We start from the raw sequence: 26385 nt of genomic DNA, 5'->3' as shown, positions 1-26385 counted from the left end.
GAGGAGGCATCATGCTTGATCATATTTTTCTGTCGGTCAGCGACATTGAACGCTCGATTGCTTTCTACACGGCAGTGTTGACTCCACTGGGCATCACCGCAAGGCTCGATTACGACGGCAAGGACGGCCCACCAGGGCATCCAGACCTGAAGGGATTCGGTGCCAACGGCCGGATGTTTTTCTGGTTGCGTGAGGGCGTAGTAGAGGGGCGGGCCGTGCATGTTGGCTTCGTCGCGAGCAACACGGCGCAGGTCGACGCTGCCTACGCAGCGGCCATCGAAAGCGGTGCTGTCGACAACGGCGCCCCGGGCGCACGCCTGCACTACGACCCCGATTACTACGCGGCCAACGTCCTCGATTCGGACGGCTACAGCCTCGAATTCGTCTACAAAAAATGGCAGCACGGCCAATGAGCACATTAATGATCTATGGGGCGACGGGGTACACCGGGCGCATGGCGGCGGAGCATGCCCGGTCGCTGGGCCTGGACGTCGTCATTGCCGGTCGTACGGCAAAAAAAATCGAATCCCTCGCGGCGCAACTGGATGTGCCTTATCGAGTATTCGCACCTGAGACCCTTGCAGCGGAGTCTCTGGAGGGCATTGCGGTATTGCTGAACTTTGCAGGGCCGTTCGCGCAGACGGCGGACGTGTTGATGCAGGCGTGTATCAGGGCCGGGGTGGACTATCTGGACATCACCGCAGAGATCAATGTCTATCGACGGGCCGAGCAGCTGGGCGTCGAGGCCGCGAAGGCCGGTGTCATGTTGTTGACCGGCGTCGGCTGGGATGTGGTGCCGACCGATTGTCTGGCGATGCATGTCGCTCGACGCGTGCAGGCACCACATTCGCTGAAAATTGCGCTGCAGGTAGCAGGCTCCATGTCGCGCGGATCGGCTCTGAGTGTCGGCGAGATTATTGACGCAGGTTTGCTGGCCCGGGTTGACGGACAACTCATCGCCACGCCCGACGCACAGCCCCGGTCTTTCGATTTTGGTGACGGGCCCGTGCTGTGCGCGCCGTTGTCGTTTGGTGATCTGGTCACGGGCTGGCATTCCACCGGCATTCCCGATATCGCCATGTACGTGCACATCAGTGGCGATGCGTTTCCCGAGGGCGATTTGTCGCTGTTGCCGGACGGCCCCAGCGCCGAACAGCGTGCGGCTCACCGCGCCCGTGCGGTGGCAGAAGTCTCGGGCGCCAATGGCAGCGCCGCGCGGTCGGTCATTGAAACGGTCAATGGCTATACCTACACCCCGTTGGCGGCAGTGGCGGCCGCGCGTCGAGTGATGGAGGGGGAGCGGCGACCGGGTTTTGAAACGCCGGCCCGCGTGTTCGGTGCCGGCTTTGCCGAGAGCATTGCAGGTACAACCGTGACTGACTTCTGAAACCATCGGGCGATGAACCGCAACCCCCTCAGGTACTCGGCGGCTTCGCCAGCTCAATCCCCGCCGCCCCCAGCCGCTTGAGAATCTCGAACAGCAAATCACTCTTGGTCGTCCCGACAATCCTCGGGCTGGCGACATACCCGGTCACCGTCAACGTAATCCCGTCCGGCGTCAGCTTGCTGAAGCGCACGAACGGCGCCGGTTTTTCGAGGATGGTTTCGTGTTCCTTGTAGGTGTCGAACAGCAGGTTCTGCACCTGTTCGGGGTCGATATCCAGCGGGAACATCAGCTCCAGCGTCGCCACGCCCTGGGCGCTGCCGCCGAGGGTGACGTTGCGCAGGTTCTGCGAGATCAGTTGCGAGTTGGGCACGATCACGATCGAGCGATCGCTGAGCTGGATCTCGGTGGCGCGCACGTTGATCCGGCGGATGTCGCCCTCGACGCCGCTGATGCTGATCAGGTCGCCGACCTTGACCGGGCGTTCGGTGAGCAGGATCAGCCCGGAGACGAAGTTCTTCACGATCTCCTGCAAGCCGAAGCCGATGCCCACCGACAGGGCGCTGACGATCCACGCCAGGTTGGTCCATTGCACGCCCAGCGATGACAGGGTCAGCAGAATCACCACCGCATAACCGATGTTGGAAAACAGCGTGCTGAGCGAGGCGCACATGCCCGGGTCCATGTCGGTCTTGGGCAGAAACTCGTTGTCGAGCCAGCGGCGCAGGGCGCGGATCAGGTAGATGCCGATCAGCAGCGCCAGCATCGCGTTGAGCAAATGGCCGGGGACGATGTTCAGTTTGCGCAGGCCGGCGCCGCCGAGGATCGTGCCGATGTTGTTGACCAGCTGGCCCAGGGTGGTGCCGATCCCGCCGACAAACAGCGTGATGACCGCCAACAGCAACAGCGCAGCCCGACCGAAGCCGGCCAGCAGGGTCGAGGCCTGTTCGAGACGTCGATCCCCCACGCCGAGCAGTTGCTTCAGCGCCTTGCCGCTTGAATGGCGGGGTGAGAAGAAATACTCGCAGCTGTCCTTGAGCAACTGCATCAGCAGGTAAAACCCGGAAAACACGATAAACGCCCACACCATTTCATAGGTGATGAACCGCGCGAGCGACACATACCCCGTCAGCAGGGCGCCGAACGACAGCACCATCGCCAGAGTGGCCACGGTGTAGATCACGCCGGCGAAGGTGTTGCCCGACACCTGCGTATCCCCGGCCGCCACCAAGACCTTGCGCACCTTGCCGACACGCATCAGCAACGTCGTGACGATGCCCAGCACCACTATCGCAATCACCCCGCGCCCGGCGATAACGATCTGGCTGCTCATCCCGGAGGCGTTGCTGACCTGCACCGCCGTCACCAGCACCAACAGCGTCGCAGCCAGAATCCGCGCGAACGGCTGGAGCGTGTGTGCGACCTCGTCGGCCACCGCCGGCAGCCGCCACGACGGGTGCTCGGTGGACAGCAACGCGCGGCTAAGGCCGGTGATTAGCACGCAGGCGTAAACGACCTTCTCGAACTCATCGGAAAACGTCGCCAGCATCGGCGGCAACGGCACGTGACGGGTGCAGGCGTAGTACAGCAATTGCAGGGCGATGGCGGTGGTCGCGAGTGTCGCCAGTGCCGAGGCGAACGCCAGCGAACTGCGGCGCAGCCGACCCTCCGGCATGCGGTGAATGCACACCCACGCCAGCCAGCGGTCGGCCAGTCGCCGACCCAGCGTCCAGACGACGAAGGCCAGCACAACCAGCAGGCCGGTGTAAAAACGCTGGCCGGGTTGCCAGGCTTCGGCGCCGGTCTGTTGCACCTGTTCGAGGAAAAACCGCAGGCGCTGGCGGTCATCCGCCGATGGATTGAAAAGGGGCGTCCAGAAGCCGGGATTCAGAATGCTGTGGGTGCTGAGCGTCAGTTCGCTTTCGAGCAACGTGCGGCGGATGCCCGCGATCTGGGTGATCAGGTCCGTGGCGCTTTGCTTGAGGGTGGCGAGGTTCTTCAGCGCCGTATCGACTTTGGTTTTCTGCTCGATCAACGTCGCCCGTTGCGCAGCGATATCGGCTTGTTCGGCGGCGACTGCTTCGGCCGGCGCGGCACCGAGCACGCCCAGTTGTACGGTCAGTTGCGCCTGCTGCGGCAACAGCGATGCCGACAGCCGATCGATGTCCAGAATGAACGTCTGCACCCGATCCTGCGGGCCTTCGAGCTGGTTGTAATTGTTGGCGGACGAGATCTGCTGCTTGAGGCCGTCGAGGCGCAGTTGCAGGGCCTGCAGATCGCTTTGCGTGACGCCGGGGAGCGGGGCGCCAGTGCTGACATCCGGTGTGCCGGACACGTCGGCGGCCGACACCGCCAGGCCCCCCGAACCGAGCACGAGCAGGGCGACGAACATCAATGACTTCAATGCATTACGCATGGGACTGGCCGATTCCGGTTGATCACACAAACATTGAGGTTAGGTGATCGGGCGCCTGCTGCATCATTTTCTGCTGCTAATCCTGGCTTAATGCGTGTCCGGTGAGATCGCCGGGCTGCCGATTGTAGGCGCCCGTTTTCACGACTAGACTCCCGGCCATGAAACGCTATCTGCGGTTTTGTCTCGTTTTCCTGATCAGCCTGGCGCTTCCCCTCAGCGGGATGGCGGGCGTGCAGGCACCGACAGAACCCTGCCCGATGCAAGCCATGGGCATGGCGATGATGGACGGCATGAACATGGATTGCTGCCAGGACATGAAAAGTCCTGCCGACCATGGTTCCCCCTGCAAACCCGGCCAGGAGTGCAAGACCGGCGGCCTGCTGCAAGTCGCGATCCTCAAGCCGCCCGTTACCGTGCTCAGTCCCGTCACGCATTCGTTCTTCAGTGATTCCCTGCCCGTAGCGGCCCCGTCCGGGGTCTGGCGACCGCCCCGCACCTGATTCCTGTCTCCCCTTGAAGCTCATTCCGTCCAGGCGGAGTGATTTGGCTGTGCGCGTGTTTTACGCCGCGCGCAGTGGACGATCACAGGAATCGTAAACATGACATTCAAGTGCAATTGCACGGGTTGGCCTTTGTTGGCCGGCCTTGCGGCAAGCGTGCTCGCGTGGCCGGGTTTCGCCGTCGCGCTGACACTCGATGAAGCGCTGCGGCTGGCCGAAAACAATGCGCCGTCGCTGACCGCACAAGACCAGAAAATCCAGGCCGCCAGCAGCGCGGCCATTCCGGCGGGCGAGTTGCCCGATCCCAAGCTTGTGCTCGGTTTGCAGAACTACCCCGTGGGCGGCCCGGATCGCTGGAGCCTCGATCAGGACTTCATGACCATGCAAATGGTCGGTTACCGGCAGGAAATGCCCAACGCAGACAAGCGCAAGGCGCGCGTTGAGGTTGCCGACGCAGCCATCGAACGCGCGGCGGCCGAGCGACGTGTCGAGCGTTTAAAGGTCCGCCAGGCGACGGCGTTGGCGTGGATCAGCGGCTATTCGGTCGAGCGCAAAGAGGCTTTATTCCAGGACCTCTTCAAGGAAAACCGTCTGCTGAGCGAGACCGTCCGGGCGCAGATTGCCGGTGGCCGCGCGCAACCTGCCGATGCGGTGACGCCGAAGCAGGAAGCGGCCCGACTCGCCGAGCAACAGGACAATCTGACCCTTGAACGCACCCAGGCCCGAGCCGCGCTCAAACGCTGGATCGGCACCGCAGCCAACGACAAGCCCGAGGGCGGTTTGCCCGCGTGGCCGGTCGATGCCTCGACCTTCAATCATCAGCTGCAACACCATCCTGAACTGGCCGCTTTCGCCCCCATGACCCGCGAAGCCGAGGCCAAGGTGCAAGAGGCAATGTCCGAGAAAAAGTCCGATTGGAGCTGGGAAGTGGATTACCAGCACCGGGGCCGTGAGTTTGGCGACATGGTCAGCGTGCAGTTTTCCTGGGATCTGCCGCTGTTTCCCGAGACGCGGCAGAACCCGAAAATCGCCGCCAGACAGGCCGAGGTCAGCCAGCTGCAAGCCGAGCGCGAGGCCTTGTCCCGCGAGCACACCGAACAGCTTGAGAACCAGTTGGCCGACTACCAGCGCCTCGATCGGGCCGTGCGCCGCACCGAGGAAAGCCTGGTGCCGCTGGCCAGAGAGAAAGTCGATCTGAGCCTGGCCAGTTATCGCGCCGGCCAGGGCGATTTGAACGCGGTAGTCAGCGCCCGCCGCGAACTCATCGAGGCCCGCCTCAAACAGATCGACATGGAAGAACAGCGCGCACTGACTGCTGCGCGCCTGCATTTCGCTTATGGGGAGACCAGCCTGTGAACCTTAAACAATGGAACGGTGTGTGGCTGGCCGGCCTCGCGCTGGCGGTGGGCGTGGGTGGCGGTTACGGATTGGCCTATCAACGAATGAATGGTGGAACGGCTGCAGCTCCGGCGCCGAGCACTGAGCCTAAGGCCTTGTACTGGTATGACCCGATGTTCCCGCAGCAGAAGTTCGACAAACCGGGCAAGTCTCCCTTCATGGACATGCAACTGGTGCCGCGATACGCCAGCGGCGCGGAGGACAGTGCGACCGTCAGCATCGATCCGGGGTTGAGTCAGAACCTCGGTCTGCGTGTGGCGCCGGTCAGTCGCGGCGCCTTCACCTCAAGCCTCGATGTGAGCGGCGTGCTGGCGTTCAACGAGCGCGATGTCGCGGTGATCCAGGCGCGTACCAACGGGTTTGTCGAGCGGGTCTACGCCCGTGCGCCGGGGGATGTGCTCACGGCTGGCGCGGCGTTGGCCGACCTCCTCGTGCCGGAATGGACGGCGGCCCAGAGCGAGTTTCTGGCGCTCAGGCGCAGCGGCGATGCCGACCTGATCGCGGCGGCGCGCCAGCGGTTGCGGCTGACCGGGATGCCATCAAGCCTGATCGCTCAGGTGGAGCGCAGCGGCAAGGTGCAGTCCGAACTGACGGTCACCAGCCCTTTGGGTGGCGTACTGCAAGAACTCGACGTGCGGGCGGGCATGACCGTGGCGAGCGGTGAAACCCTGGCGCGGGTCAACGGGCTGAACAGTGTCTGGCTCGCGGTGGCGGTGCCGGAATCGCAGACCGGTTCGGTTGCCGTGGGGCAGGCCGTCGAAGCGCATCTGTCGGCCTTTCCTGGCTGCGTGTTCAACGGAATGGTCAGCGCGATTCTGCCGGACACCAACCCGGACAGTCGTACCCTGCGCGTGCGGATCGAGCTGTCCAATGCCGATGGCCGCTTGCGGCCGGGGATGACGGCGCAAGTGCGGCTGAACCGTTCGACCGGGCAGAGTCAATTGTGGGTGCCGAGTGAAGCCGTGATCCGCACCGGCAAGCGCGACTTGGTCATGCTCGCGGAAGACGCGGGGCACTATCGCCCGGTGGAGGTGCGGCTCGGCCAGGAAAGCGCCGGCAGAACGGTGATCCTAGAAGGCCTGGCAGAAGGGCAGAACGTCGTGACGTCCGGCCAGTTCCTGCTCGATTCCGAGGCCAGTCTAAAGGGCATCGTCGCCGAGCCGCTTGAAACAGACGGGAACGTTTCGGGGAGTCAGCCATGATCGCTGCGCTGATTCGCTGGTCCGTCGCCAACCGTTTTCTGGTGCTGCTGGCGACGCTGTTTGTCACGGGGTGGGGCGTGTGGTCGGTGCAGAGCACGCCGATCGATGCGCTGCCGGATCTGTCCGATGTGCAGGTGATCATCCGCACGCCGTACCCCGGACAGGCGCCGCAGATTGTCGAGAACCAGGTGACCTATCCGCTGACCACCACCATGCTCTCGGTGCCGGGGGCGAAAACCGTACGCGGTTATTCGTTCTTCGGTGACAGCTTCGTGTACGTGCTGTTCGAGGACGGCACCGATCAATACTGGGCGCGCTCGCGGGTGCTGGAGTATCTGAGCCAGATCCAGAGTCGCCTGCCGGCCAGCGCCAAACCGGCACTGGGTCCGGATGCCACCGGGGTGGGCTGGATCTATCAGTACGCGCTGGTGGATCGCAGCGGTGGACATGATCTGGCGCAGCTTCGGGCGTTGCAGGACTGGTTCCTCAAGTTCGAGCTCAAGACCCTGCCCAACGTCGCCGAGGTCGCCACCGTCGGCGGCATGGTCAAGCAGTATCAGGTGCAGCCCGATCCGGTGCGGCTGGCCAGCCTCGGCATCACCCTGGCGCAGGTGCGCGAAGCCATCGGCAAGGCCAATCAGGAAACCGGTGGAGCCGTGCTGGAAATGGCCGAAACCGAATTCATCGTGCGCGCTTCCGGCTACCTCAAGACGCTTGATGATTTTCGGGCGATCCCGTTAAAACTCGGTGCTGGCGGGGTGCCGGTGACTCTGGGCGATGTCGCAACGGTTCAGACCGGGCCGGACATGCGCCGGGGCATCACCGAACTGGATGGCCAAGGCGAAACCGTTGGCGGCGTGGTGATCCTGCGCAGCGGCAAGAACGCCCGCGAGACCATCGCGGCGGTCAAGGCCAAACTCGATGACATGAAAAGCAGCCTGCCGCCCGGCGTGGAGATCGTCACCACCTACGATCGCAGCAAGCTGATTGATCGCGCCGTGGAAAATCTCAGCCACAAACTGCTCGAAGAGTTCATCGTCGTCGCGCTGGTGTGCGGGATCTTCCTCTGGCATTTGCGCTCGTCGCTGGTAGCGATCATTTCGTTGCCGGTGGGTGTGTTGATCGCCTTCATCGTGATGCGTTATCAGGGCTTGAACGCCAACATCATGTCGTTGGGCGGGATCGCCATCGCCATTGGTGCGATGGTCGATGCGGCGGTGGTGATGATCGAGAACGCCCACAAGAAAATCGAGGCGTGGCACGCGGCCAATCCGGGGCAGGCGCTCAAGGGCGAGCGCCATTGGCAGGTGATGACCGACGCGGCGGCGGAGGTGGGGCCGGCGCTGTTTTTCTGTTTGCTGATCATCACGCTGTCGTTCATTCCGGTGTTTACCTTGCAGGCCCAGGAGGGGCGGCTGTTCGGTCCGTTGGCGTTCACCAAGACTTACGCCATGGCGGCAGCAGCGGGATTGTCGGTGACGCTGGTGCCGGTGCTGATGGGCTACTGGATTCGCGGGCGGATTCCGGATGAACGCCACAACCCGCTCAACCGCTGGCTGATCCGGATCTATCAGCCGGCGCTGGACGTGGTACTGCGCCGGCCGAAATTCACTTTGCTGGTGGCGCTGTTGGTATTCGTCAGCGCGGCCTGGCCGATTTCGCGGCTCGGTGGCGAGTTCCTCCCGCCGCTGGACGAGGGTGATCTGCTGTACATGCCTTCGGCCTTGCCGGGTTTGTCGGCGCAAAAAGCCGCGCAGCTGTTGCAGCAGACCGATCGGCTGATAAAGACCGTGCCCGAAGTCGAGCATGTGTTCGGCAAGGCCGGCCGCGCGGAAACTGCGACCGACCCGGCACCTCTGGAAATGTTCGAAACCACGATCCAGTTCAAGCCCCACGATCAATGGCGTCCGGGTATGACTCCGGAAAAACTCGTAGAAGAACTGGATCGAGTGGTGCGCGTGCCGGGCCTGACCAACATCTGGATTCCGCCGATCCGCAATCGCATCGACATGCTCGCCACCGGGATCAAAAGCCCCATCGGCGTGAAGGTCGCCGGCAACGATCTGGCCCAGATCGACGCCGCGACCCAGGCTGTCGAGCGGGTGGCCAAAGGTTTGCCCGGCGTCAGTTCGGCACTGGCCGAGCGCCTGACCGGTGGCCGCTACATCGACGTGGATATCGACCGCAACGCCGCTGGGCGCTACGGGCTGAACATCAGCGATGTGCAATCCATCATCGCCGGTGCCATTGGCGGGGAAAACGTCGGGGAAACCATCGAGGGGCTGGCGCGGTTTCCGATCAACATCCGCTACCCGCGAGAGTGGCGTGATTCGCCCGGCGCGCTGGAGCAATTGCCGATCTACACACCTTCGGGCAGCCAGATCACCCTCGGCATGCTGGCGAAGATCAAGGTCACGGACGGCCCGCCGATGCTCAAGAGCGAGAATGCCCGGCCGTCCGGCTGGGTGTACATCGACGTGCGGGGGCGGGACATCGCTTCGGTGGTGGCTGATCTGCGTCACGCCGTCAGCGAACAGGTGAAATTGCAGCCCGGAATGAGCCTGACCTATTCGGGGCAGTTCGAGTTTCTGGAGCGGGCCAATGCGCGGCTGAAACTGGTGGTGCCGGCCACGCTGCTGATCATCTTCGTGCTGCTCTACCTGACGTTCGCTCGCTTCGATGAAGCGCTGCTGATCATGGCCACGTTGCCGTTCGCGTTGAGCGGCGGTGCATGGTTCCTGTATCTGCTGGGCTACAACCTGTCGGTCGCGACCGGGGTTGGCTTTATTGCACTGGCCGGGGTTTCGGCCGAGTTCGGCGTGATCATGCTGCTCTACCTGAAGAACGCCTGGGCCGAACGCGAAGACCTCGGCGATCACACCGAGCGCGGGTTGATCGCGGCGATTCGCGAAGGCGCCGTGCAACGTGTGCGCCCCAAGGCGATGACCGTAGCAGTAATCATCGCTGGCCTGTTGCCGATTCTGTTGGGCAGCGGCACTGGCAGCGAAGTCATGAGCCGCATTGCCGCGCCCATGGTGGGCGGTATGGTCACGGCGCCGTTGTTGTCGCTGTTTGTCATACCGGCGGCGTATCGCCTGATGCGCCGTCGGCAGTTGTCCGTTGAAACCCTCCAATCTGAAGGAAAAACCTCATGAAACTGATCCCGATCACTGTTGCGGGCACGCTGGTTGCGTTTGCACTGACTGCCCACGCCGAGGACATGCCCGGCATGAAGATGGACGACATGCAGGGCATGCAGATGCAACCCACCACTCAACAGGCTCCGACCGCGAATGCTGAGGGCACGATCAAGTCCATCGATGTCGAGAAGCGCACCGTGACCATCGCCCATGGCGCCGTTGCGGCGTTGCAGTGGCCGCCGATGACCATGGGCTTCGCGGCAACTCAGGAACAACTGGCCGGGTTGGCGGTGGGCGATCGGGTGAAGTTTTCGTTCCAGATGGAGGGCAGCAAAGCGACCATCGTGTCGATCAACAAGTAAGCGTGTGATGTAAAAAAAACCGGCGGGAATCATCGCGCCGGTTTTTATTCAATCTTTCAGATCGACCGCTGATTGACCCGCTGCATCAACTCTTCCGCCGATTCCTTGCGCTCGGAATAACGATCCACCAGGTCCGGGCGATCACGCAGCAACAGCGTGAACTTCACCAACTCTTCCATCACATCCACCACCCGGTCGTACAGCGCCGAAGGTTTCATGCGGTTGCCTTCGTCGAATTCCAGATAAGCCTTGGGCACCGACGACTGATTGGGGATGGTGAACATGCGCATCCAGCGCCCCAGCACGCGCAGTTGATTGACCACGTTGAAGGACTGCGAACCGCCGCAGACCTGCATCACCGCCAGGGTCTTGCCCTGAGTCGGACGCACCGCGCCGAGGGCCAATGGCACCCAGTCGATCTGCGCCTTGAACACCGCCGACATCGCACCGTGACGTTCCGGCGAGCACCAGACCTGGCCTTCTGACCATTGCATCAGCTCGAGCAGTTCCTGGACTTTCGGGTGATCGCCCGGTGCATCGTCCGGCAGCGGCAGGCCCGAGGGATTGAAGATTCGCGTCTCGGCACCGAAATGCTCCAGCAGGCGGGCGGCTTCTTCGACCAGCAAACGGCTGAAGGAGCGCGGGCGGGTCGAGCCGTACAGCAGCAGGATGCGCGGTTTGTGCGCGCCTTCGTCATGCGTGGTTGTTTGAACCAGTGAAGGATCGAGGTTGGGCAGGTCGGTCATGTCGGCTCCGGTTACAGCGTGCTGATGCGGTCGAGCTCGCGCTTGAGGGCATCACGGTCAAGTTCGGCGAAGGGCAGGGCGAGAAATGCCCGGCAGCGGGTTTCGATTTGGGCGAGGGTGGCGCGGAAAGCAGCATCGATGGTGCGCTCATCGCCGCGCACGTCCGACGGATCTTCCAGCCCCCAATGAGCTTTCAGGGCCGGGCCGAAGTACACCGGGCAGGCCTCACCGGCGGCCTTGTCGCACACGGTGATGACGATGTCCGGCGGGTTGTCTTCGAAGGCATCGTTGCCCTTGCTACTCAATCCATCGATGGAAATGCCGGCCGCCTGCAACGTGGTCAGGCTGCGTGGCAGCACCAGGCCCTTGGGGAAGCTGCCGGCGCTGACTGCTTCGAAAGCGGGTGGCGCCAGGTGATTGAACATCGCCTCCGAGAGAATGCTGCGGCAGCTGTTGGCGGTGCACATGAATAGAACGCGCATGATCGTTCCTCAGCAGCAGGCAGATGTGTTGAGCGGGCGATCGCCCATCACCGCCAGCCGCGCGCTGTTTTCTTCCAGCCAGGCGGTGTTGGCGGCGAGCGTGGTATCGAGCAGCGTGCGAATCCATGCCGGCAGATCGGGGTTGAGCCGGTAATAAACCCACTGGCCCTGACGGCGATCCAGCAAAAGACCGCAGGTGCGCAGCTGCGCGAGATGGCGGGAGATTTTCGGCTGGCTGTCGTCCAGCGCGCAGACCAGTTCGCAGACACACAGCTCACCTTCACGGGTGATCAGCAGTGTGGCGCGGGCGCGGGTTTCGTCGGCGAGGCATTTGAAAACGGAGGCGGGGTTGAGCATGACGATGCCTTGAGTACATATGGTTGTCCGAATATACGGATATCCATATGTATTGGGCAAGTCTTGAGTTTGATGAAGTGGCAGCTCTCGACCGAAGGTGTGTTTAGCGCAGGCGCTTCAACGCTTGCTGAAAGCCAGCCGCGCGGCAAACAACACGAAAATCATCCCGGTGGTTCGATCCATCCAGCGAATCACCTTCTCGCGCCGAAGGAACCCGGACAACGGCTGCGTCGCGCCAATCAACACCAGCGACCAGATCAGCCCGAGCACTACATGAATGCTCACCAGCCCGAACGTCCATGGCACCAGCGGCTGCCCTTGCGGAATGAACTGCGGTAGAAACGACACGTAGAAAATCCCGATCTTCGGATTCAGCACATTCCCCAGCATGCCCTTGAGAAACCAGTTCGCCCCCGGTTTGCCGTCTGCCTCGGCCGGTGCCAGCGAGCGGCGAGGGCGCAGCAACATGTTCAACCCCAGCCACGCCAGATACGCCGCGCCGCAGTACTTCAACAGGTTGTAGGCCAACTCCGACACCGCAATCAACGCCCCCAACCCAAAGGCCACCGCCGCGCCCCACAACAGACAACCGGCATTGATCCCCAACGCCGCACGCAAGGCCTGCTGTTTGCCCTCGACGGTGGCGGTGCGCAGCACCAGCGCGGTGTCGAGACCGGGTGTCAGGGTCAACAGCGTGGCGGCGAAAGTGAAGGCGAGGAGGTTGTCGGCGATGGACATGGTGCGTGGGTTCCCTGTTCTGGATGCGGGAACGGTAGCGGTTTCAGGCGGGGGGATCCAGCAGGGAAATCAGGCGTGGTTCGATGCGGTCGGGTTGTATCTCGAGGATCGCCAGCGTGACCGGCAACTTGAAACGCCGAGGGCCGGCACTGCCGGGATTTACGTAGAGACGCTCACCGCGCCATTCGATGCGGGGTTTGTGGGAGTGGCCGGTGATGATGAGCCTGATGCCCGGATCGAGATCGGCGGGAACGTCGGCGATGTCGTGAACGAGGAGTGCTGCCCAGCCGTTGAGGGAGAAGGTCAGGAGGTCGGGGAGGTTTTCGGCCCATGGGCTGTTGAGATCGTTGTTGCCGCGCACGGCGTGGACGGGGGCGATTTTGGCCAGTTGGGTGAGAATGTCCGGGTTGCCGATGTCGCCGGCGTGGATGATCTGGTCACAGCCCTGGAGCGCGGTGAGGGCTTCGGGGCGGAGGAGGTTGTGGGTGTCGGAGATCAGGGCGGTTTTCATGGATATCTCCGATGATGTTTTGAAAGACGAATTGTTGGTTCGGTTATATATGAAGCCATTTAACGGTATCAAATAATTTGAACCGCTTCAGGGCGCTCTCGCCTAATGATCAGCTTGTGGAAAATTTCATAGGCAATGTGCCAATACCGGCACTTCGTGAGGTGGTCGACGTGGCTAAAGAAGAAAAGAAAAATAAAGGTGAGTCCTCGAAAAATGCCAAGGAATTGAAAGACAAAAAATCGTCCCCGGCGAAAAAGTCAGCGGCGGCCTCGGCTCTTGCCAAATCGCCCGAAAAGAAAGACAAGAAAAAAGATGCCGAACCAAAAAAATCTGCGAAAAAATCTGATAGCAAGTCAACCAAGGCTAAAAAATCAGAAAAAGCAGAAAAACCGGCGAACAAGAAAAAGTGATATCAGCTAGGGCTACTGGCCCTAGCGTCCTCCGTCTGTATCCAATCGCTATTACCTCTCGCAGCAATTGCCGATTACTGGCGCGCTTCCGCTATTTGCAAGAATCTCAGCCTCTACTCATGCAGAGTGCATGCTTTTATTTGGCCATCATCCTGCACAAACCGTTGATGTTTAATGACATTTAGAATTTGAAGTGCTGGCACAAAATATGCGATGTCTGTTTGGAATGACGCGAGAATTGCCGACTTGGATCGGCGAACAATAATCCGTGATAGAGGCCTCAAATGAACGCCATCGACCTTCTGAAAACTGACCACGAAAAAGTTAAAGGCATTCTGAATCAACTCAGTGAATCCACCGATCGCGCATTAAAAAAACGTGCGGAGTTGCTGGACAAGCTTGAACTGGAAATCACCATTCATACCCAGCTCGAGGAGCAGATTCTGTATCCGGCTTTCAAGGAAGCAGGCGGTAAGGAACAGGATGAGATGTACTACGAGGCGAAAGAAGAACACCGCACGGTAGATTCATTGGTATTGCCAGACCTGAAGTCCACCGATCCTTCTACACCCGAGTTCGCCGGTCGCGTGAAGGTGGTCAAGGAGCTTCTGGAACACCATATCGAGGAAGAGGAAACCGAGATGTTTCCCCAAGCCAAAAAGCTGCTGGGCAATGCCAAGCTCGAAGAGTTGGGCAAGGAAATGGAAGTGATGAAGGCTTCACTGAAGAAAAGTCTCAGCGGGTCGAATATGGCGGCCTGAACAAATAGATAGATGGACCTGCGGAGCAAGCAAAAGCCCGGCTTAATGCCGGGCTTTTCATTTGGCTACGCCTGGCACATCCATGTTTATCTTGCGCCAACACGCTTCAGAGAAACTGTAAACCGAGAAGGCAATCAGCCCCAGAGCCATCACCATCAAGACAAGCCATCCAGCGGGTAGATTCTGGAGTGCGTCCAGCGCTTCCTTCATGCCGGGTGGGTCCATGGCTTGATAAGCGGAACCGCTGACTGCCAGCAGCAAAGCGATTTCCATAAACACGACTCCGCGGGCGATCAGGCCGAATCGTGACACTGGACGGACGTAACGCATGACCTCGTCGTCGGCCTCAAAATACTTTTCGAACGAAGCCTTCCATCCCTTGATGATGTGAGCCACTCCAACGCCCAGTGGTATGAGCGCGATCAGATACAACAATAAATTCGAGTGTTCCCACGACAGAAGATGCGCCAGCCAGTCTTTGGTCTGCTCTCCTGAATGGCTCGAGCTTCGGGTGCCGCTCACGAGCAGGCCCAATGCGAAAAACGCCAGAGCACCGTTGACCAAACCTCCTGCAAACAGGCCTGCACGAATCACCAGCCCCTTGAGTTGCACGCCGTGATGATCGACATCGCGTACGGCTTGCAGGACACGCCAGGCCGAAAATGCAAGCAGACCCGCGACCACAAGTCCCACCAGAAAATAGCCGAACGGTTGGCTCAGCAAGGCCTCCAGGCTCTTGTGGCTGTCCTTCGGTTTTGTCGAATCATGGGCTGCCATCAGCGCGAATATACCGATGATCAAATAGAGCATTCCGCGGGAGGCGTATCCACCCCGAGCGAGTATTACCAGGTTGCGCTGCGCGGACATTGGATTTACCTCCGAGAGGTCATAAAAGAGCAGACCGTCCTTTCTGGAGGGGGTTCTCTAAATTCATGAACAGCCATCTACTTGAACTATAAGCTGACCACTCAGTCAGGATGGGTGCTAATTACTATTCTGAGGGGGTCATCCATGCGCAATTACACGATCACGTACCTGTTCAACGACCAGCCCCGTACCCATCAGCTGGAACTGAAGCAGCCTGAGTTGCCCATTCAGGACGCGGCCATGCACTTGTTGCAGTTACATTTCGGGGATGGCGAGAACAGCCTGATCATGCCTGATGCAGACTCGACACCTGAGGAGATTATCGAACAGGCGAGTCTGGTCGGAATCACTCGAATCGAAGTGGTGGATGCTCAAGGCGAGTAGGGCGATCCACTCAGGAGAAAAGGGGACTTATTTATTTTCTGAGAAATAAATCAGTCCCCTTTTTTGATGCGCAATTACACGATCACGTACCTGTTCAACGACCAGCCCCGTACCCATCAGCTCGAACTGAAGCAGCCTGAGTTGCCCATTCAGGACGCGGCCATGCACTAGTTGCAGTTACATTTCGGGGATGGCGAGAACAGTCTGATCATGCCTGATGCAGACTCGACACCTGAGAAGATTATCGAACAGACGAGTCTGGTCGGAATCACTCGAATCGAAGTGGTGGACGCCCAAGGCGAGTAGGGCGATCCACTCCGATTGAGCCAATGTTCCTACCAGAGCCGAATACAGCGCCGTGGAACTAGCCGGTCATGGAAAAAAAGGGACTGATTTATTTTCCGCATCTGAGAAATAATCAGTCCCCTTTTTTATGGAGCGCGGCGAGGGCCTCGGGGCGGACGAGGTTGTGGGTGTCGGAGATCAGGGCGGTTTTCATGGGGGGCTCTCCGTTGGTGGTTCGGGTGGGAATGGCTGCTTTCGAGCCAAAGCGGAAGTTCGACAGCACATCTGGCAGTATGGTTTTCTGACAAACCTGTCCTGAATCCATGGCAAAACTGAATTGGCGAGTACTTTTACCCCATGAGCAAAGGTCTGAGTGACGACAACCTTGATTACGTACTTGCGGTCATTGAGAAGGCCCCAAATCCGGAATTAAGTGTGATGTGTGAGCATCTGCAGATTGACAGTCGCGATCTGTTGAATCAATTGGCGATCTCAGTAGCAAGACTGTTTATCACGGGCACCCGCGATTTTCATTACTGTGATGAGGTGATGAATATTGTCATCAGCGATATCGTCGATTTGTCCATTCACGCAGAAATGCCCCAGCCGGCATTTTCTATCTACCAGGCATTCGATGCAGGCGAGTATTGGCACAGCGACGATGACCGGGAAGTATTTCCTTGGGAGAAGTGGACGCGGCCTGAGCTGATGAGAATTTTGCGTGAGGTCGACGACCGAGCAAACGGGCTTTCGAAGTAGGTTCGACTTGAGCCCCCGAAGGACTGCTTTTGGGCGTCTTCTGCTCGTCGCGTGACGGAAGAGAACGACCCGATGCAGCTCTCAAAAAAGGGGACTAAAAAAGGGGCGGGATAGCGGAGTGAATTTATGACCGATGCTGCAAAAATTGACGCGCTGCAAAAAACGATGGGGGAGCCCGTCGGCTTTGATATATCTGAAGCTGCTGCGAAGATAAAAAGAAATCTAATACTTGTTTCTTCGGTAGTTCTTGTTCTGATATTTGGAGGGGTTGAAGCGGCTCCCGGTTTTTCTATTTTTGGAGTGTCATTAACTGGTGTGACTTCAACGAAGCTCATGATTGGTCTTTCTGTCGTATTTCTTTACTCGTTGACACATTATCTTTGGTATTGTTATGAGCTTTATAGCGAGTGGGCGATTCGATTAACTGGCGCAAAGCTTGGTTTCGTAACTGCCGGAACATTCGGCGCAGAGGGTATGGATTATCCTTCCGATCCGAAACAGTCGACGCTTTATAATTGGTGGCGCCAGCAGTCTAGGGCGCTGGTTGATTACAAAGAGATCGCCTCAAAAGTCGATGAGCAAGTTTCACAAATAAATTTGAGAATCGATGAAATCATTAAGAATGAAAACCCAGACGCAAACGGGGCGATGGCCCATCAGGCAATAGTTATGTTAAACACTACTATGGGTCAGATTCACTCATCGATAGTCTCTACTGAGTCTATTTTGACGCAAGCACGTGTACCTGTTTCGCTCGCTCGATTTGATCGACGATTCGGGCTTCTTCTTAAGTCTCAGAATCTCAGGATTTTTTTGATTGAAATTGCGTTTCCAATCGCTCTTGCCGCTTTCGCTGGCGCCTCATTAGCAAAATTTTTCGTCAGCTAAAAAAGAGGGGCTGATTTTTTTTGATAAATTTATCAGTCCACTTTTTCGTCGCTTTTTCGTCCCCTTTTTACATGGGTCTAAGCGGTGTCTATCGTGGTAAGTATCGAGACAGAACAAGCAAAAATCCAAGTATTTCGTTATCATCCGCTTTTACATGAACTTAGGTAGGAGTGGTAAAGGTGGCGTTACGGCGAAGTTTCGGGAGGAGAAACGATCAAAACAACCTCCATGTCGAGGGTTTCGAGGTTGCCAACACACAAGCTGGCCACGATGCAGCAATATCCACTTCCAGCGAAGACTACCTCGACCGATTGCCGATTGCACATTCAATGTATAGAACCATAAAATCCGCACATGGTGGATATTCTACACGCATGGGGTTGTACGGGGAGTGGGGCGCAGGGAAGACCAGTTTACTCAACCTTTTGCGTGACATCGCAGTGGCGCAGGGTGATGTGGTAATCCATGTTTCTGCTTGGCGAGCGGCTGAAGCTGACAGTTTTATGACTACTCTTAGTCGTGAAATGAATTCAGAAATTGAAAAGCGTAATAAAAAAACCTCGCTGAAGTTTAAGCTTAAGCGTCTTGTTCACAAGTTATCTTTAGGCTATGTCAGTATTGCTGAAGCAACAGGGCAGGCGTCAGGAAAGCTTGACGGTGATATCTCCCAGATGATCACAGCCAGTGCGGCGTTTACAGGAGCAATCGCTAAGTCTGTGGAGCAACGTTTAAGCTTGAGCTCAGAGACGGTTGAGCAACTCCGGGAATTACTGAAAGAACATCAGGTAATTGTGTTTGTTGACGATCTTGATCGTGCAGATCCGAGAATATTACCTAAAACCCTGATGACTCTACGCGAATATTTGGATTGGCCGGGATTTGCTTTTGTGCTGGCTTTTGATAAGGAAATAATAACTCGTTCTCTCGATGATTACTCTGCTGCATTTTCATCTGTCCGTCAGCCATTTTTGGAAAAAATAATTGATGTGACTTATGACCTCAAAGTACCACCAAAGCATTTTTCGGTACGCATGGCTGAACAGGTGCTGGACCAGTACTGCGAATTCATTCCAGTAAATGCAAGGAATGCTGCCGCTCAATGGTTCCCCGATAATCCAAGGCAAATAAAAAGCATCGCACGCGAATTGAGCGGACTCAGACAGTCAGCAGTTCGTCATGGAGAGGGTGAGTTGAGATGGGAGGCAATCATAATTCAGACTTTGTTTAGGCGTGAATCTGAAGCGTTGGTAGAGATTGTTGAACGAACCTTGCTGGGCAAGGGAAAGCCATCGTTAGGGATTGCCTTTGACCGGGAGAGAAAAACTGAAGCTGCCACTCTGTTGAACAACGCTATGAATGCATCAGGGTGCGAGCAGGGTAGCCTAGAGTTTGATCGCTTGTATAAGTTGATCGTTAAGCTTCAAGGGTTGCGAACGTTTCAGGACCCAGAACAAATAAATTATGAGATGCAGTTAGGGACGCACGCACCGTGTTTTACACAGCAAGAGATTGGCCAACTAATTGAGAAGTGGAGTACGGATGTTGATGATCAATGTTTGGCTTGCGCATTAGATCTATCCGCAGAGCGAGCGCTTACAGACTCGCTTGAAGCTTCGCATAAATTATTGAATATGACGCTTGATCAATACGTCATCTGTACTCGCCAACTAAGGTTGCCAAAGATAAAGGCTGGCAGGGAAAATTCGCTTGTGTTGGCAGAGCGAATTGCTCAATTTCTCATTAATCTAATTAAACAGGACAAGATAAGTGCTCTCGTAGTTGCTTCTGGTGGTTTAGAGTTCTGTAGCCGCGCATTGGACGTTAGCATTGATCTTTCACAGTATTGTAATGCTGATGAGGCACTGCTGCGTGTGCTAGAACGTCAGCTTGTGAGGCACACGGCGGAGCGTTGCTCAAACAAAGTATCATTGTTTTATCGGTGTTTTAGACACAATAGGCAGTCGGGGTTGCCTGAACTTGCTATGATCGTTCAGCAGCTAACTGCGGATGCGGCGGTAGACAATGCTTTGGAGTTATTCACGACAGCCAACGGTATTTATCTGTCCCACTTGGAGGGCGAAGAAAATCAACGCGCGGCCTTGCTTCGGGATAAGGACTCTTTGCTATATTCCCATAGCCACAAATCTAAGCTTCTAAATTTATGGGAGAATGTCGGCTCTTCAGAGCAGCAAAGTATTCTTGCAAAAAACTCTTTAGACTATCTCAATATGGTAGCCAATCGGATGACAGGGTTTTCATCGTTCGCCATTGAACACATAAAAATAATTGAAGCGTGCTGGGGAGCAGTGACTCGAGAGCGATGGCTCTCAAGCGGCATCGGAGATTTGGAATCATTGAGGTATCAGCTTCAAACCTGGGGAGTTGATGTGGGAGGGTTGCCACTGCCAGAGGCAGAAGATAAATTAGAAAGTTCGGTAGGTAATACGTTTTCATTCCGATAGTTGAATCGCTTCTGCTTCTCTTGATAATTTGACTTTACTGGCTCCTTAAGAAAGTCTGATCCGAATGTCCACTCTTGGGCGAAAGCTGCCATTCCCCATGGCAGCTTCGGTCGACGCTCACTCTCTCTGCCGACGCGTTTACCCGCCCGCAGAAGACAAACGTTTAGCCCTTCACCTCAACATGATCCAACGCCTGATTCACCGCCAACTCACTCAACATCACCAGCTGCGCAATCCCGATCGCAGTCTTGCGATGGGCAGGCTCCAGCGTGGCAGCAAAGTTATTAAGCATTTCGCTGGCGGACCCCAGCGATTCGCTGGCATTGGCCAGTAGGGATTCAGTGTTGTAGGCCGGGTTGGCCATATACATGGGGTCGTGCTTGTGATGGCTGCCCATGATCCGTTGCTGCGGGGTGAGGTAGTGATCGAGCGCGCGTTCTGCCGCTTCGTTCAGGGTTCGGGAATCGGGGAATTTGTAGGGAGAAACCGGATCGGTTTCCGGTGGGTTCGGTGTTGGTTTGAACATGGATGAATCCTCTAGCGCGATTACCAAAAGGAACCATCACCCTTCGCTACCAAACGTTGGGTGGCGGCCATACGCGGGTTGGTAGACCGGTCGCACTAGAACCCGGCGCCCACGAATGAGCCCCACGCATGACCACCATGAAATCCGAGCCCCGAGAAAGGGCTGCACACGGTGACGCCATGAGTCTAGAACGAAGCGGGCTACCAAACCCCATCACTGTTTTTCAGTGACCCGGAAACGATAAAACCCGCGTCCCAGACGCACAAGCCGGCGGATTCTGGCGTAGTCGTAGGCAATGACGCAAGGCGTTGTAGCCTTGAGGAAGTAACGCTGAGTGTCTTTAAACAGCACAGGCCGAAACCCTTAAACAACCTCCGATGGCACCTGCTACTGATTGCCATACGGTGCGACGCATTTGTATGACGCCGAGTTGCAGCTCTCCGCTGTGCCCGCCTGGTGCCAGTGTTACGGACTCACGAGGGCTCAATGGGCTGCGTCAACCGATTGAATCCATGGCAGCCACAACGCTCATTCAGCCCTTATAGAGCAGCGCATCCACCACTACCCCAAACGCCGACGACTGCTCACGACGATTAGGATAGTAAAGGTGGTAACCCGCAAAGGGTTGGCACCAGTCCTCAAGCACCCGCACCAGACTGCCGTCATCCAGCTCCCTGGCGACCATATCCTCCGGCAGAAACCCCAAACCACATCCAGCCACCGCCGCGCGCAGGATCGGCACGCTGCTGTTGAACGTCCATTGCCCCTCGACCCGGGCCTTCAGTTCGTGGCCGTCCTTTTCAAAATCCCATTGCATCAGACTGCCGTGGGTGGGCAGGCGCAGGTTGATGCAGTTGTGCGCGGCCAGATCGCCCGGCGTCATGGGAATTTGTCGGTCTTTGAAGTATTGGGGGGAGCCCACGACGGCGATACGCAACGAAGGTCCGATGGGCACGGCGATCATGTCCTTGGCCACCTGTTCACCCAAGCGAACACCGGCGTCAAAGCGCTGTGCAACGATGTCGGTGAGGGCGTAGTCGACGGTGATTTCGACCTTGATGTCGGGGTAGTCAGGCAGCACCTTCAACAGTTTGGGCCAGAGAATATTGTTCGCCGCATGTTCGGACGCCGAGATCCGCACATTGCCGGCCGGGGTGTCGCGAAACTCGCTGACCGCGGCCAGTTCCAGTTCGATCTCATCGAAGCGTGGCGCCATCGATTGATACAGGCGTTGACCTGCTTCGGTCGGCGAAACGCTGCGGGTGGTTCGCGTCAGCAGGCGCACGCCCAGCCGTGTTTCCAGCGTGCGCATGGTGTGGCTCAGCGCCGATTGCGAGACGCCCAGTTGTGCGGCCGCGCGGGTGAAGCTGCCTTCGCGGGCGATGACCACGAAGGCTTGCAGATCGTTGAGATTGGCGCGGGACATTGATGAGAACCTCTCATGAGGGGCGCGGGATTGATCCATGAAAGCAGGTTGCGCACGGATGCGCGACCCCCACAGAGTTCATTACAAGGTACGGGCGTAAAACCCGCTCAGCTTGCCGATGGCGGCGTCTACATAGCGCGGCACCCAATAGGTTTCGATGTGGGTGGCGCCCTCGAGGATGAACACTTCCTTGTCCGTGGTGCCAGTGGCTTTGGGGAAGGCGTCCTGAGTCATGTACAGGCTGTCAGCCTTGCTGCCGGCGATCATCAGCAACGGTTGATTGATCAGCTCGATCTGGTTGGTGGCGTCAAAGCGCATCAGGTCGATGAGGCTGCTGGTGGTGTATTTGAACGTCGAGTTCGGGTGCGCGTGGGTCTTCCAGTAATACTCGTAGCCCTGGCGATAGAGTTCGAACAGCAATTTGGCGATCTGCTCATCCGTCAGGTTGGCATCACCGGAATACAACACCGCGCCACCGGCGGCTTCCTGCGCGCGGGCCGCCGATGCCTGTTGCAGACGTTGCTGAATGCTGTCCATCTGCGAGTCGTTGTAGCCGTTGCGGCGCACCCGGCCCGAGTTGAACATGCTGACGGTCGCCAGCGATTTGAAGCGCTTGTCGGTTTGTGCCGCCGCCAGCGAATAACCGCCACCGCCACAGATGCCGAGCAGGCCCAGGCGTTTGTCATCGACGCCGGCAAACTGGCTGATGAAGTCGGCCATGCCGTGAATGTCTTCGATGCGATACGCGGGTTTATCGATGCTGCGCGGCTGACCACCGCTGGCGCCCTGATACGCCGCATCGGCGGTGATGGTGATGTAACCCTGTTCGGCCAGACGCTGGGCGTACAAACCGGCGACTTGTTCTTTCACGCCACCATTCGGGTGTGCGACGACCACGGTCGGGTAGGTTCGCTTCGCGTCGTAGTTGGCCGGGGTGTAGACGTTGGCGGCGATGTCGAGTCCGTTGAGTTTGTAGCTGACCGGATGAATGTTGACCTTGCCCGGTTCGTTCCTGGTGAGCGCGCCGTCATAGGCGAGGGTGAACGGGTTCTTTTTGTAGTCGGCGGCCAGGGATTCGCCGGCACAGAGGCCGACCAATGCCGACATGACCGTGGCTTTGAGAGTGTTTTTCACGTGAAGCTCCTGAGCAATCAAAAGGGCGGCAGTCGAAAGAAGGGGACGGGTCAATCCAGCTGTTTTTCTTTGAGGAATTGCGCCACCAGATCGGCGATCTGCACGTTGTTCAGATCCGACATGGGGAAGTGGGTATTGCCGTGGATGCCGATCTCCGGCAGGTGAATCAGGCGTACATCGCCACCGTGCCGATTGACCGCGTCACGCCATAGCCGGGCCATCTTCAGGCGGGCGCGCCAACTGTCCTGAGCAGGCAGGTCGACGGCCTGTTCGGGGATGTTGTCGCCGTACAGGATCAGAATCGGAATACGCGTCAGCGCCATGAATTGCTCGATGGGCACGGCTGCGCCTTGCACCGTGTCGAACGCGCTGGGAATCGGCGCCGGCACTTCACCTTCGGCAAACACAAAGCTGCTGCCAGGCTCGAACGCCACGATGGCCTTGACCTTGTCGTTCTTGATCGCCGTCAACCAGCCCGGTCCGCCACCCTGGGAATGGGTGAACAAGATGCCCGGGCCGATTCGATCAAAAACGGCTGACACACCATCGGAGACCACGCCCATGTCGAAAGGCCCGGTGTTCGGCGTCATCGCACGAAAAAACTGCTCGCGGCTCTGCGCGTCCCGCGCCACTTGTACGCCGTTGAAGTAGTTCGGCCACAGGCCAATGCGGAACTGGTTGAACCACAGTTGCTCGTCCGGCACAGGCTTGATGGTCGTCTCGACACTGCTGCGACCCGCATCGCCGCGCCGAGGCTGATCAATCAGATAGACGCCGTAGTGGCGACGCAGAAACAGGTTCTGAAAACCCTCGCGGCCATCGGCGGTGGTTTCCCAGGTCTTGGAAAACTGACCGGCGCCGTGCCACATGACGATGGGCAGTTTTCGCGCATCGACCGGGGTCTGGTAGAACGCGTAGGCGTGGTCGCCGTGGTAGGTCTGGCCGTCGGGCGTCAGCGGTTTGCGCGGATCGAAGGTGCCCGGTGCGGTGGTCATGGTTCCGCCAGCGGCGAAGCTGCCTTGTTTCTGAATCAGCAATGGGCTTTCGGGCTGGTTCGCGCAGGCGCTCAACAGGCCCAGCAGGGTGATAACCGGCAGGGTTTTGGCAGGCTTCATGTCATTTCACCGAAGCCGCGAGGGCCTGGGTCAGCGCCGTGTTGGCCCGCTCGACGGTCTGTGCATCGCCGTGCTTTTTCAACTGCTCGGTGACTTGGCGCAACTGCGCTGCGCTGAGCCCCACGCGCAGACTCGCCAGCATGTGCGAGCGCAATTGCGGTTCCACGCCCGTTGTCGCCGCCAGCGCCCCGACCGTCGCCAGTTCGCGGCTTTGCCAGTCGAGGTTGTCACGTTCGAAGATGTCGCCGAACAGGTGGGTTTGCAGGAACCGGTTGATCACCGGAGCAAACTCGAACACCGGGCCCTTGACCGGGGCGCCGGAAATCTTCGTCTGATTGGCGGTGCCAGCTGTCAGCAGCTCATCCCCGGTTGGAATCGCCCGGCTTGGCTCACGCCCCCGTGCGTCCTCGATGCCGCGTTGTTTGCGCGCTTGGACCACGGACATCAACTCATTCAACGCATTGAGGCTGCGCGGGAAGCCGACGTAGGCGTAGAGCTGCACGAGAATTTCCCGGGTGTCGCTGATGGTCAGACCCGCGTCGAGCCCCTGGTCGAGCGCCACGTTGAGATTGGGCATGTCGCTGGTGGCCATGAACGCGGCGATCAGGGGAATCGCCTGCTGTTTCTTCGACAGTGTGTCGGCGCTGGCTTGTGTGGTGGTCGTGTCTTGCGGTGTCGCTGGATCGTATTGCGCGTCCGAGACTTTCTCGGCCCACGTGACCGTCTTGCCGTCCTCGGCTTCAGCAATCGCAATGTGCGTCATGCCGGTGCTCGCTGTGGCGCCATGCCAGTGACGGGTGAGCGGGGGGATCCAGACAATGTCGCCCGGGCGGATTTCCTGACGCGGCCCGCCTTCTTGCTGCACGTAGCCAACCCCGGCCGTGACGATCAGCGTCTGCCCCAACGGATGGGTATGCCACGCGGTGCGTGCGCCAGGCTCGAAGGTCACCGTGCCGCCACCGACACGTGCCGGCAGCTCGCCCTTGAACAGGCCGTCCACGCGCACTGTGCCGGTGAAGTTTTCGGGTGCGCCCTGGATAGAAGGTTGGGAGCCTTTCGGGGTAATGCGGATTTCACTGGCGGCTGGGGCTTCTGCGCTGATGAGCGATAAGGCAACGAATGGCGCGATCAATCGATTCATCGGCCGACCCGCGCCTTGAGAGCTTCGGGATAGCGCTCGCCTTCGATGTGGATCTGCGCCAGTGCCGTATCAATTGCCTTGAGTTCGCTGGCGTCGAGCGTGATGTCAGCTCCACCGAGGTTTTCTTCCAGACGATGCAGTTTGGTTGTACCGGGAATCGGCACAATCCACGGTGCCTGCGCGAGCAGCCAGGCCAATGCGATTTGCGCCGGTGTTGCTTGTTTCTGCGCGGCGATCTGCCGGATCAACACCACCAGCCCCTGATTGGCCTGCAACGCTGACTGGCTGAAGCGCGGGACGATGCTGCGAAAGTCGTCACTGCCGTAAGTGGTTTCGGCAGACACGGTGCCGGTAAGGAAACCCTTGCCCAGCGGGCTGAACGGCACGAAGCCGATGCCCAGCTCCCAAAGCGTCGGCAGAATTTCCTGCTCCGGCTCGCGCCACCACAACGAATATTCGCTTTGCAGCGCCGTGACCGGTTGCACCGCATGGGCGCGTCGGATGGTTTGCGCACCGGCCTCCGACAGGCCGAAGTGTTTGACCTTGCCTTCGCCAATCAGCGCTTTCACCACACCGGCCACGTCCTCGATCGGCACGTCCGGATCGACCCGGTGCTGGTAGAGCAAATCGATGTAATCGGTTTTCAACCGACGTAACGAACTCTCGACGGCGATTCGGATGTGCTCGGGGCGGCTGTTGAGGATCTGCTGTTTATTGTCGTCGCCGAAGGTGAAGCCGAACTTGGTGGCGATGACCACTTGATCGCGGACCGGCGCCAGCGCTTCGCCAACCACTTGCTCATTCAAGTAAGGGCCGTAGACCTCGGCGGTATCGAAGAACGTCACGCCTTGATCAACCGCTGAGCGAATCAGGGAAATGGCTTGTTGAGTATCAGTGGCGGGGCCGTAGCCATGGCTCAGACCCATGCAGCCAAAGCCCAGGGCCGAGACTTCGAGTGAACTGTTGCCGAGTGTGCGCTTTTGCATTCTGA

26 protein-coding genes and 1 pseudogene are annotated in these 26385 nt (G+C 58.5%); 14 read left to right on the top strand and 13 right to left on the bottom strand.

Features of this window, described 5'->3' with window-relative positions:
* Nucleotides 1-11 precede the first annotated feature (11 nt).
* The gene (locus tag CAF90_RS05375; RefSeq protein WP_085604557.1) at nucleotides 12-413 is read left to right on the top strand and encodes a VOC family protein; all 402 of its coding nucleotides are present in this window, start codon (nucleotides 12-14) and stop codon (nucleotides 411-413) included.
* A complete protein-coding gene (locus tag CAF90_RS05370) occupies nucleotides 410-1387 on the top strand; it encodes a trans-acting enoyl reductase family protein (protein WP_085604554.1) in 978 nt (325 codons plus the stop codon). The genes CAF90_RS05375 and CAF90_RS05370 overlap by 4 nt, the downstream gene beginning before the upstream one ends.
* Before the next feature lie 28 nt (nucleotides 1388-1415).
* Here CAF90_RS05370 and CAF90_RS05365 read toward each other — a convergent pair whose 3' ends face one another.
* Nucleotides 1416-3800, bottom strand: coding sequence for a DUF3772 domain-containing protein (locus CAF90_RS05365; RefSeq protein ID WP_085604551.1), 2385 nt, complete (start codon nucleotides 3798-3800; stop codon nucleotides 1416-1418).
* 158 nt (nucleotides 3801-3958) lie between these two features.
* On the opposite strand from CAF90_RS05365, the gene CAF90_RS05360 reads away from it, so the two are divergent.
* The 5 genes from CAF90_RS05360 to CAF90_RS05340 all read left to right on the top strand — a co-directional run bounded on the left by CAF90_RS05360 (nucleotide 3959) and on the right by CAF90_RS05340 (nucleotide 10402).
* Nucleotides 3959-4300 carry a hypothetical protein gene (locus CAF90_RS05360; RefSeq protein WP_085604548.1) on the top strand — a complete coding sequence of 114 codons (342 nt, stop codon included), beginning with the start codon at nucleotides 3959-3961 and terminating at the stop codon, nucleotides 4298-4300.
* Nucleotides 4301-4399: 99 nt separating this feature from the next.
* On the top strand, nucleotides 4400-5656 hold the full coding sequence (locus tag CAF90_RS05355) for a TolC family protein (protein ID WP_085604546.1): 1257 nt from the start codon (nucleotides 4400-4402) through the stop codon (nucleotides 5654-5656).
* Nucleotides 5653-6900: an efflux RND transporter periplasmic adaptor subunit gene (locus tag CAF90_RS05350; RefSeq protein WP_085604543.1), complete on the top strand. Its 1248-nt coding sequence runs from the start codon at nucleotides 5653-5655 to the stop codon at nucleotides 6898-6900. The genes CAF90_RS05355 and CAF90_RS05350 overlap by 4 nt, the downstream gene beginning before the upstream one ends.
* On the top strand, nucleotides 6897-10055 hold the full coding sequence (locus tag CAF90_RS05345; RefSeq protein ID WP_085604540.1) for an efflux RND transporter permease subunit: 3159 nt from the start codon (nucleotides 6897-6899) through the stop codon (nucleotides 10053-10055). Before CAF90_RS05350 ends, CAF90_RS05345 begins: the two co-directional genes overlap by 4 nt.
* A complete protein-coding gene (locus CAF90_RS05340) occupies nucleotides 10052-10402 on the top strand; it encodes a copper-binding protein (RefSeq protein ID WP_085604537.1) in 351 nt (116 codons plus the stop codon). Before CAF90_RS05345 ends, CAF90_RS05340 begins: the two co-directional genes overlap by 4 nt.
* Before the next feature lie 56 nt (nucleotides 10403-10458).
* Here the strand turns inward: CAF90_RS05340 and arsH are convergent, their stop codons facing one another.
* The 5 genes from arsH to CAF90_RS05315 all read right to left on the bottom strand — a co-directional run bounded on the left by arsH (nucleotide 10459) and on the right by CAF90_RS05315 (nucleotide 13236).
* Nucleotides 10459-11148, bottom strand: a complete 690-nt coding sequence (gene arsH, locus CAF90_RS05335) for an arsenical resistance protein ArsH (RefSeq protein ID WP_085604534.1) — start codon at nucleotides 11146-11148, stop codon at nucleotides 10459-10461.
* A gap of 11 nt (nucleotides 11149-11159) precedes the next feature.
* Nucleotides 11160-11630 carry an arsenate reductase ArsC gene (locus CAF90_RS05330; RefSeq protein WP_085604531.1) on the bottom strand — a complete coding sequence of 157 codons (471 nt, stop codon included), beginning with the start codon at nucleotides 11628-11630 and terminating at the stop codon, nucleotides 11160-11162.
* 9 nt (nucleotides 11631-11639) lie between these two features.
* The gene (locus CAF90_RS05325; RefSeq protein ID WP_085604528.1) at nucleotides 11640-11987 is read right to left on the bottom strand and encodes a metalloregulator ArsR/SmtB family transcription factor; all 348 of its coding nucleotides are present in this window, start codon (nucleotides 11985-11987) and stop codon (nucleotides 11640-11642) included.
* A gap of 117 nt (nucleotides 11988-12104) precedes the next feature.
* Nucleotides 12105-12725, bottom strand: coding sequence for a LysE family translocator (locus CAF90_RS05320; protein WP_085604525.1), 621 nt, complete (start codon nucleotides 12723-12725; stop codon nucleotides 12105-12107).
* A 43-nt stretch (nucleotides 12726-12768) separates the two neighbouring features.
* Nucleotides 12769-13236 carry a metallophosphoesterase family protein gene (locus CAF90_RS05315; RefSeq protein ID WP_085604522.1) on the bottom strand — a complete coding sequence of 156 codons (468 nt, stop codon included), beginning with the start codon at nucleotides 13234-13236 and terminating at the stop codon, nucleotides 12769-12771.
* Nucleotides 13237-13397: 161 nt separating this feature from the next.
* Here CAF90_RS05315 and CAF90_RS05310 point away from each other — a divergent pair, with 161 nt between their 5' ends.
* Nucleotides 13398-13646: a hypothetical protein gene (locus CAF90_RS05310; RefSeq protein ID WP_170929361.1), complete on the top strand. Its 249-nt coding sequence runs from the start codon at nucleotides 13398-13400 to the stop codon at nucleotides 13644-13646.
* Nucleotides 13647-13930: 284 nt separating this feature from the next.
* Nucleotides 13931-14407, top strand: a complete 477-nt coding sequence (locus CAF90_RS05305) for a hemerythrin domain-containing protein (RefSeq protein ID WP_007955324.1) — start codon at nucleotides 13931-13933, stop codon at nucleotides 14405-14407.
* Nucleotides 14408-14464: 57 nt separating this feature from the next.
* Here the strand turns inward: CAF90_RS05305 and CAF90_RS05300 are convergent, their stop codons facing one another.
* A complete protein-coding gene (locus tag CAF90_RS05300) occupies nucleotides 14465-15274 on the bottom strand; it encodes a DUF1206 domain-containing protein (RefSeq protein ID WP_085604519.1) in 810 nt (269 codons plus the stop codon).
* Nucleotides 15275-15418: 144 nt separating this feature from the next.
* Here CAF90_RS05300 and CAF90_RS05295 point away from each other — a divergent pair, with 144 nt between their 5' ends.
* The 5 genes and pseudogenes from CAF90_RS05295 (at nucleotide 15419) to CAF90_RS05275 (ending at nucleotide 20052) form a co-directional block, all read left to right on the top strand.
* On the top strand, nucleotides 15419-15658 hold the full coding sequence (locus CAF90_RS05295; RefSeq protein ID WP_085604516.1) for a hypothetical protein: 240 nt from the start codon (nucleotides 15419-15421) through the stop codon (nucleotides 15656-15658).
* A gap of 66 nt (nucleotides 15659-15724) precedes the next feature.
* Nucleotides 15725-15964, top strand: a pseudogene (locus CAF90_RS29665) (hypothetical protein).
* A 336-nt stretch (nucleotides 15965-16300) separates the two neighbouring features.
* Complete coding sequence (locus CAF90_RS05285) at nucleotides 16301-16702, top strand: hypothetical protein (protein WP_085604513.1); 402 nt, start codon at nucleotides 16301-16303, stop codon at nucleotides 16700-16702.
* Between the two features lie 126 nt (nucleotides 16703-16828).
* On the top strand, nucleotides 16829-17590 hold the full coding sequence (locus CAF90_RS05280; protein WP_085604510.1) for a hypothetical protein: 762 nt from the start codon (nucleotides 16829-16831) through the stop codon (nucleotides 17588-17590).
* 179 nt (nucleotides 17591-17769) lie between these two features.
* Nucleotides 17770-20052, top strand: a complete 2283-nt coding sequence (locus tag CAF90_RS05275) for a P-loop NTPase fold protein (protein ID WP_085604508.1) — start codon at nucleotides 17770-17772, stop codon at nucleotides 20050-20052.
* A gap of 163 nt (nucleotides 20053-20215) precedes the next feature.
* Here CAF90_RS05275 and CAF90_RS05270 read toward each other — a convergent pair whose 3' ends face one another.
* The 6 genes from CAF90_RS05270 to CAF90_RS05240 form a co-directional block, all read right to left on the bottom strand.
* On the bottom strand, nucleotides 20216-20578 hold the full coding sequence (locus CAF90_RS05270; RefSeq protein ID WP_085604505.1) for a DUF6124 family protein: 363 nt from the start codon (nucleotides 20576-20578) through the stop codon (nucleotides 20216-20218).
* 532 nt (nucleotides 20579-21110) lie between these two features.
* Complete coding sequence (locus CAF90_RS05260) at nucleotides 21111-22004, bottom strand: LysR family transcriptional regulator (protein WP_085604502.1); 894 nt, start codon at nucleotides 22002-22004, stop codon at nucleotides 21111-21113.
* Nucleotides 22005-22085: 81 nt separating this feature from the next.
* Nucleotides 22086-23138 (bottom strand): alpha/beta hydrolase, encoded by a 1053-nt coding sequence (locus CAF90_RS05255; protein WP_085604499.1) that lies wholly within the window; start codon nucleotides 23136-23138, stop codon nucleotides 22086-22088.
* A 50-nt stretch (nucleotides 23139-23188) separates the two neighbouring features.
* Nucleotides 23189-24133 (bottom strand): alpha/beta fold hydrolase, encoded by a 945-nt coding sequence (locus CAF90_RS05250; RefSeq protein ID WP_170929360.1) that lies wholly within the window; start codon nucleotides 24131-24133, stop codon nucleotides 23189-23191.
* A gap of 121 nt (nucleotides 24134-24254) precedes the next feature.
* Nucleotides 24255-25394 carry a carboxymuconolactone decarboxylase family protein gene (locus CAF90_RS05245; protein ID WP_085604493.1) on the bottom strand — a complete coding sequence of 380 codons (1140 nt, stop codon included), beginning with the start codon at nucleotides 25392-25394 and terminating at the stop codon, nucleotides 24255-24257.
* Nucleotides 25391-26380 carry an aldo/keto reductase gene (locus CAF90_RS05240; protein WP_085604489.1) on the bottom strand — a complete coding sequence of 330 codons (990 nt, stop codon included), beginning with the start codon at nucleotides 26378-26380 and terminating at the stop codon, nucleotides 25391-25393. Before CAF90_RS05240 ends, CAF90_RS05245 begins: the two co-directional genes overlap by 4 nt.
* Nucleotides 26381-26385 lie beyond the last annotated feature (5 nt).

It is taken from the genome of Pseudomonas sp. B37(2017) (assembly GCF_002112885.1).
Taxonomy (GTDB): domain Bacteria; phylum Pseudomonadota; class Gammaproteobacteria; order Pseudomonadales; family Pseudomonadaceae; genus Aquipseudomonas; species Aquipseudomonas paraglycinae.
Note: the sequence above shows the minus strand (reverse complement) of the source record. Positions and strands in the feature narration are given on the sequence as shown.